This window comes from Acidobacteriota bacterium, from assembly GCA_039683095.1.
GTDB lineage: Bacteria > Acidobacteriota > Aminicenantia > Aminicenantales > Saccharicenantaceae > RBG-16-66-30.
The window spans coordinates 163,158-175,408 of record JBDKSB010000003.1 but is presented as its reverse complement, the minus strand read 5'-3'; the positions used below and the strand labels follow the sequence as shown (position 1 = coordinate 175,408).

Below are 12,251 nucleotides of genomic sequence, written 5' to 3'. Positions count from 1 at the left end.
TGTCAAGCCAACATGAATACTTCCGGTTTCTACCAACGTGAATACTTCCGCTTTTCTCATCGGCAGGCACGTTCCAGGTAACTGTTGTGATGAAGTTGAGGCTCCCACCTCCGCCAGGGGTGGTTAGGGGCCGGTTTATGCGCCTTGTTCGGCTTGACCGTGGCCTTTTCCGGTGCTGCCGAAGGCCGAGGTCCGGGCTTGATATCCCGGACCTCCCGATACTCCAGGCTCCGGCCGTTGAAGCGGATGGTCAGAGTGCCGTCAAAGCGCTCCAGGACCTGTGTTTGGCGCCGCCTCATGGCGATCGAGGGGCTGGAGATCACCAGCAGCCGGCCCTTCCAACGGACCATGTAGCCATCGTTGATCGTCCTGGACCCCTTGAGGCAGAAGATGTCTCGAAGGTCCAGACCCTTGGGAAGCGGCCGGTGCAGGTCATCCGGCCGCTTGGCCGGCCGGGCAAAACGCTGGTTATGGATCGGCCAATAATCCTCCAGGAACCGGTTCGCCTCGTCTTTGGTGCAGACACCGGCCAACCTCAGCTCCTTGACCAACCGGTCTTGCAGCGTCCCGAACTCCCGTTCGATCCGGCCCTTGGCCTGCGGCGAGTCGGCGTGGATGACGTTGATCCCCACCTCCTTGGCCGCTCGTTCGAACTGTGTCTGGGCCTCTTCGCCCCTCAGCAGCTCTTCCAGCGTCGCCTGGCGAACGGCCTTGTAAGTGCTTAATTTATCGAGATAAATGGCCCTAGGGACGCCGTAACGCCGGATGTACGCCTCCAAGCTCTCCATCGCCGGCTGGAGCCCCTCCGAGTCGTAAAAATAGCCAAAGCTCGTGTTGGTCGCATCGTCGATGTAGCCCATCAAAACAAGCTTCGGGCCGCGATCCTCGAGCCAGGCATGATGGGAGCCGTCCAGCTGCACCAGCTCCCCGGCAAAGTGCTTCCGCTCCCGCCACTGATGGATCTCGCCCCGGCGGCGACGCACCCGCCAGATCCCAGCGCCGATCATGATCTGACGCAGCTTCTCGTCACTGACCCTGATCCCGTCCCTCTCCCAAAGCTTCTCCGCCGCAAACGTCGGCCCAAAGTCCCAGTACTTGTCCTTGAGGATCCCGACGATCCGGCCCTCTTCCGCCTCCGCCATCTTCCGGGGAGACTCCCGGCCACGGTTCCCATGGGCCAGCCCCTTGGCCCCCTTCTCCCGAACCTTGTCGATCAGCGTCCGGACCTGCCGGTCCGAGATGTTCAGTAGATCGGCCGCTTCGACCTGGCTCATCTCCCGCTTCATGACCTTCCGGACGATCAATAACCGATCATGTTCTTCCCGGCTCAATGTGATAAGTTCCTTCCGCTTCAAGTCCGGCCTCCTTCCTCAGGAGGCCATACCTTAGCCGAAAAAAGCGGAAGTTTTCACGTTGGCCAATCCGGAAGTTATCACGTTGGTGCAACAACCTTCCGACGGGCCCCGGAGAAGATCGGCCTCAGGGCACGAAATTGTGAGAAGGGCCTTCTTCCGTTTTTCTCCCGATTCCGGGAGGAGCCTCTCTTCGGCTTCGCTCAGGGCATCCCGGAGACGGGAGAAAGACCCTTGCCTGCCCCTTCAGCACGGGCCCCAGCGATGGCCGGGATGGCGTCGCTCATATTCGGCGGCCGTCTTCTTGGTGATCTTGTGCCAGGGCTCTCCCCTTTTGGCCCCGACTATGCCGGCCAGGGCGCAGCGGCACAGGGTCGGGTCGACTTTATCCCTCAGCTCGCGGAAGACGTCGTAAGGATCGCGCTTCAGGAAATCCTCGGCGGTCCTGATGCCGATCTTTTCGAGCTTGGCCGCCGTCGTCCTGCCGATGTTCGGAAGGTCGGTGAGCTTCCGGACGGGCCCGGCCGGCGCGCTCACGACCGGGCCGGCCCTTCGACCTCGCCCACGATGGCCACGTAGTTCTTGCCGTATTTCTTGGCGCACTTGGGGCAGGTCGTGTACCACACGTACAGCTTTCTAACGGTCAGACCCTGGCCTTCGGCGAAGGCGCTAAAATCCTTGCACCACGCGCCGGTCTGCCGGAAGTCCCCCTCGTAGACCTTGCTCAGGTAGCGGCCCGACAAGGCGACGTTCACGGCGCCTTCCACGTCCCTGGTCGCGGCGAGATAGAGGTCCATGCTCCACCTCGAGGTGTGGTCGGACAGGCACATTGACTCGGGAGACATGGCCCCGGCCCGTTGGACCTTCGGGACGAGCCGCCGCATCACGGCGCCGAAGTTGACCGGCACGTGGAAGAAAGTGAAGACCTTGTCCTTGACGAACTTTTTCCGATCCCAGGTGAATACCTTGCCGTCCCAGGGCGCGGGATCGAACCTTGGGCAGCACTCGGCGTTCTGCTGATCGTCGTTCATGGTTCCCTCCTCAGGCCGGGCCCCGCCGCTTGGGCGGTCCGGCATGAAATGGCGGAGGGAGAGGGATTCGAACCCCCGTTCCGGAGGACCGGAAAGCGGTTTTCAAGACCGCCGCCTTCAACCACTCGGCCATCCCTCCGTCGCCCTATTTCTTCGCTGACGTGATGCGCTCGAGGCCGTTCATGTACGGCCGCAGCGCCTCCGGCACCACGACCGAGCCGTCCGCCTGCTGGTAGTTTTCGAGGATGGCGCTGACGGTCCGGCCGACGGCCAGGCCCGAGCCGTTGAGGGTGTGGACGAACTCCGGCCGGCCCTTGGCTTCGCGCTTGAAGCGGATGTTCGACCGCCGGGCCTGGAAGTCCAGGCAGTTCGAACAGGACGAGATCTCCATGAAGCCGTCGCGGCTGGGCATCCAGACCTCGAGGTCGTAGGTCTTGGCGCTGGCGAAGCCCATGTCGCCGGTGCACAGGAGAACGACGCGGTGATGGAGCCCCAGCCGCTTCAGGACCTCCTCGGCCGAGGCGGTCATGTGCTCGTGCTCGTCGAAGGACGTCTCGGGCCGGCTGAAGATCATCATCTCGACCTTGTTGAACTGGTGCTGGCGGATGAGGCCGCGGACGTCCTTGCCGTAGGACCCGGCCTCGCTCCGGAAGCAGGGCGTCCAGGCGACAAAGCGCACCGGCAGGACGGCGCCGTCGAGGATCTCGCCCCGGTATATGTTCGTCAGCGGCACCTCGGCCGTCGGGATGAGATACCAGTCGAAGCCCTCGAGCTTGAACAGGTCCTCCTTGAACTTCGGCAGGTTGCCCGTCCCGGTCAGGCTGTCGGCATTGGCGATGAACGGCGGCAGGACCTCGGAGAAGCCACGCTCGCGGGTGTGGATGTCGATCATGAAGCTGATGAGGGCCCGCTCCAGCCGGGCTGCCCCCCCGAAATAGACGGCGAACCGGGACCCCGTGATCTTGGCCGCCCGCTCGAAGTCGAGGACGCCCAGGTTCTCGCCGATATCCCAGTGGGCCTGGGGCTTGAAGGCGAATTCCGGCCGGCTCCCCCACCGCCGGACCTCCCGGTTGTCCTCGGCGCTCTGCCCGACGGGCACGGAATCGTGGGGGATGTTGGGGATGTTGAGCAGGGTCGCCTTGAGCTCCTCGTCGAAGCCCTTCAGCTTGTCCTCGAGGGCGCCGATCTCGTCGCCGACCTTGCGCATCTCGGCGATGATGGCCGAGGCGTCCTGGCCAGCCTTCTTCAGCCGCGAGACGTCCTCCGAGGCCTTGTTCTTGACCGTCCGCAGCTCTTCGGTCCTCTTGAGGACCTCTTTCCTCTCGCGGGAGACGCGGACGAATTCTTCGAGGCTGATCCGCGGTCCGCGCGCCGCCAGCCTATTCTGAACGGACTCAAGGTTTTCCAGGACGAACTTGGGGTCGAGCATGGAGCGATTATAGCACGGAACCAGGGGACTTGAGGAAATGGGAGGGAAATGGGGGACATGACCCATTTCTCTTGAAATGGGATCGTGTCCCCCATTTCCCCTCCCCCTGTCGAACGTCTCTTTGACACGAGAGAAGGAATGTTCAACAATAGGCGGGATGACAGGCTACGTTCAGATCTATACCGGCAACGGCAAGGGCAAGACGACCGCCGCGTTCGGCCTGGCCTTCCGGGCGGCCGGCCACGGCCTCAGGACCTACGTCGCCCAGTTCCTGAAGGCCCAACCGACGGGCGAGATCGAGGCGGCAAAGAAGCTGGCGCCCCTGATCACCATCGAGCAGTTCGGCCGTGAGGGCTTCATCACGGTCAAGGACGGCCCCGGCGACGAGGACATCGACCGGGCCAGGGCCGGCCTGGCCCGGGCCCGCGAGGCCATGCTCTCGGGCGAATACCGGATCGTCGTCCTCGACGAGGTCAACACGGCCGTCCACTTCAGGATCCTGCCGGAGGCGGACGTCCTCGCCCTCATCGACGAGCGTCCGGCCGGGGTCGAGCTGGTGCTGACCGGCCGCTACGCCCCCGAGTCCTTCATCGACCGGGCCGACCTGGTCACCGAGATGACGGAGATCAAGCACTACTTCGCCAAGGGCGTCAAGGCCCGCAAGGGCATCGAGAAATGAGCCGGCGGCCGAACCCCTTCGGCCGGAGCCCCTTCCGGCCGTCCATGGACCGGGCCCGCTTCGAGGAACTCGTGGCCGCGGCCATGGACGAGATCCCGGCCAGGTTCCGCAAGCTCATCGAGAACGTCAACGTCATGGTCGAGGACGATTGCCCGCCGGGGACGAACCTGCTCGGCCTCTATCACGGCGTCCCCTACCCCCACCGCAGCCCGGCGTCCTACGGCAGCTATGCGCCCGACGTCATCGTCATCTACCAGCGGCCCATCGAGGCCATCTCCCGGACGGACGACGACATCAAGGACCAGGTCCGGGACACGGTCCTCCACGAGGTCGGCCACTATTTCGGGCTGGGCGAGGCGGAGCTGCGCGAGATCGAGCGGGCCGTCCGGGAGCGGCGCCGGGGAGAACGTACATGACCAAGCCCATCGAAGGCATCTATGTCGCGCTGACGACGCCGTTCGCCGGGGACAGGGTCGCGCCGGAGAGGCTCCGGGAGAACATTCGGCGGCTCAACGCCACGGCCGTCGCCGGCTTCCTCGTCCTCGGCTCGACCGGGGAAAGCGTGTCCCTGACGGACGCCGAATCGCTCGCGCTCGTCGAGGCCGCCCTGGACGCGGCCGGCCCAGGGAAGAAAGTCCTCGTCGGCACGGCCCGCGAATGGACAAGGGGGACGATCGACTTCACGGCCAGTCTCCCGGCCCGCGGCGTGGCCGCAGTCCTGGTGCGTCCGCCGTGCTACTTCAAGCCCAAGATGACCCGGGAGGCCCTCCGGGCCCATTACCTGGCCGTGGCCGAGGCCAGCCCCCACCCCGTCATCGTCTACAACATGCCGGCCAACACGGGCATCTCTCTCGAACCCGCCCTGGTGGTCGATCTGGCCAGGCACCCGAACATCATCGGGCTCAAGGAGAGCTCGGGCAGCATCGCTTTCCTGGAAGAGGTCGTCCGCCAGGTCCCGGAACGGTTCCATTATTTCGTCGGCTCGGGCCACGTTATCTATCCGGGCCTCGAGCTGGGCGCCTCCGGGGCCGTCCTGGCCGTGGCCAACGCGGCGCCGGAGATGTGCGCCGAGATCTTCCGGCTGTTCAAGGCCGGCAGGAAGGACCAGGCCCGCGAGCTTCAGCTCGACCTCGTTCCCCTGAACAAGGCGCTCACGGAGACCTACGGCATCGCCGGCCTCAAGCACGCCCAGGATCTGCGGGGATATTACGGCGGCCCGACCCGCCTGCCCCTGCTCCCGGTCGACGACGCGGCCCGGGCGGAGATCGCCGCCCTGCTGCGGCGGCTCGGGCTCGCTACTTCTTGACGACCTCGACCCGGCGGTTCCTGGCCCGCCCTTCTTCGGTTGCGTTGTCGGCGGCCGGCTTGTCCTGGCCCCAGCCCACGGCGCTCAGGCGCGCGCCCTCGACGCCCAGGGCGGCGACGGCCGCGACGACGGCCTTGGCCCTCTCCTCGGAGAGCGTCTTGTTGCCCTGCGGCGTCCCCGTGTTGTCCGTGTGCCCCTCGATCGAAACCCGCAGGCCGGGATTGTCCTTGAGAAGCGCGGCGATCTCGCCGACGATCTTCTGCGACTCAGGCCTGATGGTGGCCTGGCCCGTGTCGAAATGGATCTCCAGGGCGATGCGTCCGTCCTTGTTGAGGGCGGCCAGCATGTCCCCGGCCGTGACCTCCTGGGCCATCTCGCCGATCTCGAGGATGGTCAGGTGATAGACCGTTGCGTTGTTGAAGACTTCGACGGCCACCCAGACCTGGCTCGCCCCCTTGACGATCTTCATGGAGGCGTAGCCCTCGTATTCGTGGACGACGGCGCCGCCGGCGGCCTTGACGGCGTTGGTATAGTTCCGGACGATCTGCAGCTCGGACGGCGCCTTGGACCCCTCCATCAGGCCGTAGGCCAGGAACGTCTTCTGCCCTTCGAGCTTCTCGGTCTTGTCATCGCCGACGACGAATTCGACCGCGTCGAAATTCGACTCGCACTCGGTGATGACGAATCCCTTCATCCGGCCCAGCAGGGGATAATCCTTGCAGCCCTCCGCGTCCGTTTCCTGAGCCGCCAGGGCAAGCGGAAGCAGGATGAGCGTCGCCAGGACCACCGACCAGACAGTTCTTTTCATCAGCCCCTCCTTGGTTGAAGCGTGAATAACAAACCCGGCCCGCGGCCGGGCCGAGCCCGTGAGCGGAAGGAACGACCGTGCACCCGGCTCCGACAACACTCTCCCTGCGTGTCCCGGGCCGCCGGCTCCGGCGAGGTTGACTGCCGCACAAGGAACCGTCCCGTTGCCGCTGCTACCTTCCGGTCCTGACGGAGTTCGCGGGAGGCCCTTCGCGCAGGACCCCGGCCTTCGACGCCACGCGCCCGGGCACCGGCCAGAAAGAGGGAAGCCTCGGCAGGGAATTCGACCCCACTGGAGCGGATTGTGGGCCACAGGGCACCGCTGGCTCCCCGTCTAGCACGGTCGGCCCTATTATACATTTTTTGCCGGGAATAGGGTAAAATGAAAGCCGTTCCCAAGGAGGATTCGACCATGTTTCTCGGCGACCCGACCTTTCTTCTAGTCATCCCGGCCCTGATCCTTTCCCTTTACGCCCAGGCCAAGGTCAGGGGCGCCTACGCCAAGTACAGCCAGGTGATCGCCTCGTCGCGCCTCACCGGGGCCCAGGCCGCCTACCAGCTGCTGCAGGCGGCCGGAGCCGGCAACGTCACGATCGAGAAGATCCCCGGCGATCTGACCGATCACTACGATCCGCGGAAGAAGGTCCTCCGCCTCTCCCAGGGCGTCCACGACAGCCCTTCGATCGCCGCGCTCGGCATAGCCGCCCATGAGACGGGCCACGCCATCCAGGACCATGCGCATTACCAGCCGATGGCCTTGCGCTCGGTCATCTATCCCGTCGCCAACCTGGGCTCGACCCTGGCCTTCCCGATCTTCCTGGTCGGCTTGTTCTTCGGGGGCCGGACCTCGACGACGTTAATGGACATCGGCATCCTGCTCTTCGCCGGGGCCGTCGCCTTCACGGTCGTCACCCTGCCCGTCGAGTTCAACGCCTCGAAGAGGGCCCTGGCGCTCCTCGGCGAACGCCAGTTCCTGAGCCCGAACGAGCTGGCCGGGGCCAGGCAGGTGCTCAGCGCGGCGGCCCTGACCTACGTCGCGTCGACGGCCATGGCCGCGGTCCAGCTCCTGCGCATGTTCCTGCTGCGCTCGTCCCGAGACTAGGCCGGCCCATCAGCGGGAATTCCCCGGGGATTATGGCGAATACCGGAGGAATGTCCGGTTCAAGGTCCTGCCCGGCCTCTGGCAGGCCGGCGGTCTTCCCCGCCTGGCCCGACGGCGCCTTGACAGTCTTCCGCCCCGGTGATAGATAAGGCCCTCCGATCTTCCGCAGGAGGTCGCCCGTGAAGAGATCCCGCCCCGCCGCCCCGGTCATCCTCGTTCTGGCCGCCCTGGCCCTGGCCGCCGGAACGCTCGCCGCCCAGACCCAGCCCGATCAGTTCCTCGGCTTCAGGGTCGGCGCGGACCGCAAGCTGGCCGACTATGCCCAGATCAAGGCCTACTTCGAGAAGCTGGCCCGGGAGTCGGACAGGATCAAGCTGTTCACGATCGGCGAGTCCGTTGAGAAGCGGCCGATCATCATGGCCGCCATCTCCACGCCCGCCAACCTGGCCAAGTTAGACCGCTGGAAAGAGATCACCCGCAAGCTGCGCGACCCCCGGACGACGTCAGTGGAGGAGGCCCGCCGGCTGGCCAGGGAAGGCAAGGCCCTCGTGCTCATCACCTGCTCCCTTCACGCCAGCGAGATCGGCGCCTCCCAGATGTCGATGGAGCTGGCCTACGATCTCGTCACCGGCAAGACCTTCATCGACGCCGGAAAGGCCCTCGATGACGTCATCCTCCTGCTCGTGCCGACCCACAACCCGGACGGCAACCAGATGGTCGTCGATTGGTACAAGAAATATGTCGGGACGCAATACGAGGGCGGCAACCTGCCCTGGCTCTACCACGTCTACGCCGGCCACGACAACAACCGCGACTGGTATATGTTCAACCTGCCCGAGACCCGGGCGGTGACCCGGGTCCTCTACCACGACTGGCTGCCCCAGATCCACCTGGACGAGCACCAGCAGGGCTCGAACGGCGCCCGGCTCTTCGTCCCGCCGTTCATGGACCCGCCCCTGCCGAACATCCAGCCCTCGGTCTGGCGGGGGGTCAACCTCATCGGCACGGAAATGAGCTACGACCTCCAGAAGCACGACATGAGCGGCATCGTCAACGGCCGCTCGTACACCGCCTGGTGGATCGGGGCCTGCGACGACACCGGCTGGCTCCACAACGTCCTGAGCTGCCTCAGCGAAGCGGCCTCGGTCCGCGGCGCCACGCCCGTCTATATCGAGCCCACGGAGATCCAGTCGGAGTACTTCGAAAAGCGCATGGACTTCGTCGATCCCTGGCCGGGCGGCTGGTGGCGGCTGCGCGACATCGTCGACTACGAGCTCGTCCTGTCGCAGAGCCTGATCAAGACGGCGGCCCTCCACAAGGAGGACCTGCTCTTCAACTTCTACCGGATGTACAAGAACTCCGTCGAGCAGACGGACAAGGGCCAGCCCCACGCCTTCGTCATCCCGGCCGTCCAGCGCGACTACCCGACCATGCTCAAGATGCTCGAGGTCCTGAAGACGGGCGGCGTCGAGATCCACCAGGCCAGGGCCGACTTCGTCGCCGGCGGCCGCTTCTACACCGCCGGCTCGTTCGTGGTCAAGACGGCCCAGCCCTACAAGACCTTCGCCTGGGCCTTGCTCGACAGGCAGAAATACCCCGACCTGCGGCAGTACCCCGGCGGCCCGCCGATCCCGCCCTACGACAACGCCGCCTGGACCCTGCCCCTGCAGATGGGCGTCATCTGCGACAAGATCGAGGAGCCTTTCGAGGCCAAGCTCGACAAGCTCGACGCCGTCCCCTATCCCAAGGCGCCGGCCCAGGGCAGGAGCGGATATTTCCTCCTTGACGCCCGGGTCAACGCCTCCTACGCCATGGCCATGGCCCTGCTCAAGGACGGGGCCGAGGTCTGGCGGACGAGGACGCGGGCGACCGTCAAGGGGCACGACCTCCAGCCCGGCTGCTTCGTCGTCAAGAACTCGGCCGCGGTGAAGAAGGCCCTCCCGGCCCTGGCCGGGAAGCTCGGCCTGGCCGTGCTCGACGTCGATGATGTCTCCGGGCTCGACCAGGCGCCGGTCAAATTCCCGCGCATCGGGCTCTTCCAATCCTGGCGGGGCAATGCCGACGAGGGCTGGACCCGCTACGTCTTCGACGACATGGGCATCCCTTACAAGACGCTCCACAACGCCGACATCAAGGGGACGAAGGACCAGAAGCCCGACCTGCGGGCCGGCTTCGACGTCATCGTCTTCGCCGACGAGAGCGCCAACGCCATCAAGGGCGTGCGGCCGGGGCCCGGCCCCGGCGGCGCGGCCCCCGATTCGCCGATGGCCCGGATGTTCCGCCAGATGCCCGTCCCGCCCGAGTATGAAGGCGGCATCGGGCAGGAGGGCGTGGACGCCCTGAAGGCCTTCGTCGAGAAGGGCGGCCGGCTGGTCGCGCTCAACGGCGCTTCGGAGCTGGCCATAAACGAGTTCGGCGCCCCGGCCCGCAACGCCCTGGCGGGCCTCGACCGGACGAAGTTCTTCTGCCCGACCTCCATCCTCAGGATCGCGGTCGACAACGAGACGCCGATCGGCTACGGCATGCCTAGGGAGGCCGCGGCCATGTTCGTCAACAGCCTGGCCTTTGACACCTTCTCGCCGGCCTACGGCTGGGACCGCAAGGTCGTCGCTTCCTATCCCGAGGACGACGTGCTTTTGAGCGGCTGGCTCCTGGGCGAGGAATACCTGACCCGCAAGGCCGCCGTCGTCGACGCCAAGGACAAGGACGGCCGGATCATCCTCATCGGCGTCCGCTGCCAGAACCGGGCCCAGTCCCACGGGACGTACAAGTTCCTGCTGAACGCTCTCCTTTATCCGGAGACGTGATCCGCCGGGGAGGCGATCGGCCGGCTACTCCGTCAGGCCGGCGACGAAGCCGGAGGCCCAGGCCCAGGCCAGATTGAACCCGCCGCGGCCGCCCTGAACGTCAAGGACCTCGCCGGCGAGATAAAGGCCGCGCCGGAGCTTCGATTCGAGGGTGCCGGGCTTCACCTCGCGGGCATCCACGCCGCCAGCGGTGAACTCGGCCTCGTTCCAGCCGCGCGTCCCCTGGACCGGGAATTCCATCTTCTTCAGGGCCGCGGCCAGGCGTCCGGCCGCTCCCGGCGCGCCGCCCTCTTCCCGGGCCGCGCCGGCCAGCTGCGGCACGAGCGGGCCGAACTTCTCCGGCAGGAGCCCGGAGAGGATGTTCCGCGTCTCCCATCCGGCCGCGCATCGCCGGGCCAGCTCGGCCTCGAGGTCCCTGGCGGACAGGTCCGGCAGCAGATCGACGACGACCGAGACGTCCCGCCGGCCCTCCCGGTTCAGGGCGATCGACAGGCCCTCGCTGATGTCGAGGGCGGCCGTGCCCGAGAGGCCGTACTGGGTGAAGAGCAGCTCGCCTTCGGCCGTCCCGGCGGCCCGGCCGGCGATCCGGCCTTCGACGCGGACCTGCAGGCGCTGGCCCTGGAGGAGATGGCAGAGGCGGTCCTTGACGAGCAGGGGCACGGCGCTCGGGACCGGCGCCACGATGCGATGGCCGAACGAGGCGGCCAGCCCGTGGCACGAGCCGTCGGAGCCGAGGGCCGGATAGCACTTCCCTCCCCCAGCCAGTATGACCGCCCGGCTCTCGACAACCCGGCCGTCCGCGGCCCGGAGGCGGAAGTCCGCGGCCCGGGGCTCGATCCGGCCGACGGCGAACCCGGTCTCGACCGGGGCGCCCAGCCGCCGGACCTCGAGCTCGAGGACCTTGAGCACGGAGGCGGCCTGGTTCGTCGCCGGATAGACGCGGCCCTTCTCGTCGGCCTGGAGGCGCAGGCCGAGCCCGGTGAAGAAGTCCCGGATCTCCCGCCGGCCGAACCGCTCCAGGACCGAGGCGACGAGGGCCGGGTCCGTAGAGGTGAACGAGGACCCCGCGAGGCTGTCGTTGAGGAGATTGCAGCGGCCGCCGCCGCTGGCCAGGATCTTCCTGCCCGGGGACGGCAGCCGTTCCAGGACCGCCGCGGAAGCCCCGCGGCGCCTGGCGCTGATGGCCGCGGTCAGGCCGGCCGCGCCGGCGCCGACGACGGCCAGGTCATACGTGTCCGCCATGCGGTCAGTCTATCCGATTGCGGCCGGCGGCGCAAAGGGCGGCCGGGTGGGAGCCCGCCGGGCGGCATCAGGCCCCTAGGATCTGGCTGGCCTTCTCGATGTTCGAGACGTCCATGATGACCGAGACGCCGTTGCCCTTGTGGGACAGCGTGCCGTAGCAATACTCGATGTTGACGCCCTCGTCGCCGAGCTTGGTCGTGATCTCGGCCAGCGAGCCCGGCCTGTTCTCGAGATCGACCTTGAGCACGTCGCGCAGCTCGGTCGTGTAGTTGAGCTTGGTCAGGAGCTTGACGGCCTTGTTGAGCTGCTGGACGACCAGCTTGGCCGTGTCGTGGAAGACGCCGATGGCGTCGATGTTGATCTCGTTCTCGGCCAGGAAACTGCAGAGGTCCCCCAGCTGGGACGGTTTGTTCTCCAGGATGACGTAGATCTCGGTGATGCGTTCGACCATAAGCATACCCCCTACATCAGGATTTCATCGCCCCTCTGCCCTATT

General features: G+C 66.4%; 12 protein-coding genes, 1 tRNA gene and 1 other RNA gene. 5 read left to right on the top strand and 9 right to left on the bottom strand.

Features of this window, described 5'->3' with window-relative positions; genetic code table 11:
* Positions 1 to 56 precede the first annotated feature (56 nt).
* From ABFD52_04365 to serS, 5 genes are all read right to left on the bottom strand, one after another.
* Complete coding sequence (locus ABFD52_04365) at positions 57 to 1,355, bottom strand: ISNCY family transposase (GenBank protein MEN6559991.1); 1,299 nt, start codon at positions 1,353 to 1,355, stop codon at positions 57 to 59.
* 243 nt (positions 1,356 to 1,598) lie between these two features.
* Positions 1,599 to 1,889, bottom strand: coding sequence for a helix-hairpin-helix domain-containing protein (locus ABFD52_04360; protein MEN6559990.1), 291 nt, complete (start codon positions 1,887 to 1,889; stop codon positions 1,599 to 1,601).
* Positions 1,886 to 2,383, bottom strand: a complete 498-nt coding sequence (locus tag ABFD52_04355) for a hydrolase (GenBank protein MEN6559989.1) — start codon at positions 2,381 to 2,383, stop codon at positions 1,886 to 1,888. The genes ABFD52_04360 and ABFD52_04355 overlap by 4 nt, the downstream gene beginning before the upstream one ends.
* A 49-nt stretch (positions 2,384 to 2,432) precedes the next feature.
* Positions 2,433 to 2,522, bottom strand: a tRNA-Ser gene (locus ABFD52_04350).
* A 6-nt stretch (positions 2,523 to 2,528) separates the two neighbouring features.
* Positions 2,529 to 3,812 carry a serine--tRNA ligase gene (gene serS, locus ABFD52_04345; protein MEN6559988.1) on the bottom strand — a complete coding sequence of 428 codons (1,284 nt, stop codon included), beginning with the start codon at positions 3,810 to 3,812 and terminating at the stop codon, positions 2,529 to 2,531.
* Positions 3,813 to 3,888: 76 nt separating this feature from the next.
* On the opposite strand from serS, the gene ABFD52_04340 reads away from it, so the two are divergent.
* Genes ABFD52_04340 through ABFD52_04330 form a run of 3 tightly spaced genes read left to right on the top strand, consistent with a single transcriptional unit; the run spans position 3,889 to position 5,797 of the window.
* On the top strand, positions 3,889 to 4,491 hold the full coding sequence (locus ABFD52_04340; protein ID MEN6559987.1) for a cob(I)yrinic acid a,c-diamide adenosyltransferase: 603 nt from the start codon (positions 3,889 to 3,891) through the stop codon (positions 4,489 to 4,491).
* A complete protein-coding gene (locus ABFD52_04335; protein ID MEN6559986.1) occupies positions 4,488 to 4,907 on the top strand; it encodes a metallopeptidase family protein in 420 nt (139 codons plus the stop codon). The genes ABFD52_04340 and ABFD52_04335 overlap by 4 nt, the downstream gene beginning before the upstream one ends.
* Complete coding sequence (locus ABFD52_04330; GenBank protein MEN6559985.1) at positions 4,904 to 5,797, top strand: dihydrodipicolinate synthase family protein; 894 nt, start codon at positions 4,904 to 4,906, stop codon at positions 5,795 to 5,797. The genes ABFD52_04335 and ABFD52_04330 overlap by 4 nt, the downstream gene beginning before the upstream one ends.
* Here ABFD52_04330 and ABFD52_04325 read toward each other — a convergent pair.
* Positions 5,787 to 6,605 (bottom strand): OmpA family protein, encoded by an 819-nt coding sequence (locus ABFD52_04325; protein ID MEN6559984.1) that lies wholly within the window; start codon positions 6,603 to 6,605, stop codon positions 5,787 to 5,789. The genes ABFD52_04330 and ABFD52_04325 overlap by 11 nt on opposite strands.
* Before the next feature lie 75 nt (positions 6,606 to 6,680).
* An RNA gene (gene ffs, locus ABFD52_04320) (signal recognition particle sRNA large type) lies at positions 6,681 to 6,947 on the bottom strand.
* A gap of 39 nt (positions 6,948 to 6,986) precedes the next feature.
* On the opposite strand from ffs, the gene ABFD52_04315 reads away from it, so the two are divergent.
* Positions 6,987 to 7,706, top strand: a complete 720-nt coding sequence (locus ABFD52_04315) for a zinc metallopeptidase (GenBank protein ID MEN6559983.1) — start codon at positions 6,987 to 6,989, stop codon at positions 7,704 to 7,706.
* Positions 7,707 to 7,885: 179 nt separating this feature from the next.
* Positions 7,886 to 10,513 carry a M14 family metallopeptidase gene (locus ABFD52_04310; GenBank protein MEN6559982.1) on the top strand — a complete coding sequence of 876 codons (2,628 nt, stop codon included), beginning with the start codon at positions 7,886 to 7,888 and terminating at the stop codon, positions 10,511 to 10,513.
* Positions 10,514 to 10,537: 24 nt separating this feature from the next.
* Here the strand turns inward: ABFD52_04310 and ABFD52_04305 are convergent, their stop codons facing one another.
* Positions 10,538 to 11,755: an aminoacetone oxidase family FAD-binding enzyme gene (locus tag ABFD52_04305; GenBank protein MEN6559981.1), complete on the bottom strand. Its 1,218-nt coding sequence runs from the start codon at positions 11,753 to 11,755 to the stop codon at positions 10,538 to 10,540.
* 67 nt (positions 11,756 to 11,822) lie between these two features.
* Positions 11,823 to 12,206 carry an ACT domain-containing protein gene (locus ABFD52_04300; GenBank protein MEN6559980.1) on the bottom strand — a complete coding sequence of 128 codons (384 nt, stop codon included), beginning with the start codon at positions 12,204 to 12,206 and terminating at the stop codon, positions 11,823 to 11,825.
* Positions 12,207 to 12,251: the final 45 nt, after the last annotated feature.

Excerpts from the sequence above, each read along its gene's own strand:
- ABFD52_04335 (MEN6559986.1), top strand. The coding sequence starts at position 4,488 with ATGAGCCGGCGGCCGAACCCCTTCGGCCGGAGCCCCTTCCGGCCGTCC.
- serS (MEN6559988.1), bottom strand. The coding sequence starts at position 3,812 with ATGCTCGACCCCAAGTTCGTCCTGGAAAACCTTGAGTCCGTTCAGAAT.
- ABFD52_04305 (MEN6559981.1), bottom strand. The coding sequence starts at position 11,755 with ATGGCGGACACGTATGACCTGGCCGTCGTCGGCGCCGGCGCGGCCGGC.
- ABFD52_04340 (MEN6559987.1), top strand. The coding sequence starts at position 3,889 with ATGGGATCGTGTCCCCCATTTCCCCTCCCCCTGTCGAACGTCTCTTTG.
- ABFD52_04315 (MEN6559983.1), top strand. The coding sequence starts at position 6,987 with ATGAAAGCCGTTCCCAAGGAGGATTCGACCATGTTTCTCGGCGACCCG.
- ABFD52_04330 (MEN6559985.1), top strand. The coding sequence starts at position 4,904 with ATGACCAAGCCCATCGAAGGCATCTATGTCGCGCTGACGACGCCGTTC.
- ABFD52_04325 (MEN6559984.1), bottom strand. The coding sequence starts at position 6,605 with ATGAAAAGAACTGTCTGGTCGGTGGTCCTGGCGACGCTCATCCTGCTT.
- ABFD52_04300 (MEN6559980.1), bottom strand. The coding sequence starts at position 12,206 with ATGGTCGAACGCATCACCGAGATCTACGTCATCCTGGAGAACAAACCG.
- ABFD52_04355 (MEN6559989.1), bottom strand. The coding sequence starts at position 2,383 with ATGAACGACGATCAGCAGAACGCCGAGTGCTGCCCAAGGTTCGATCCC.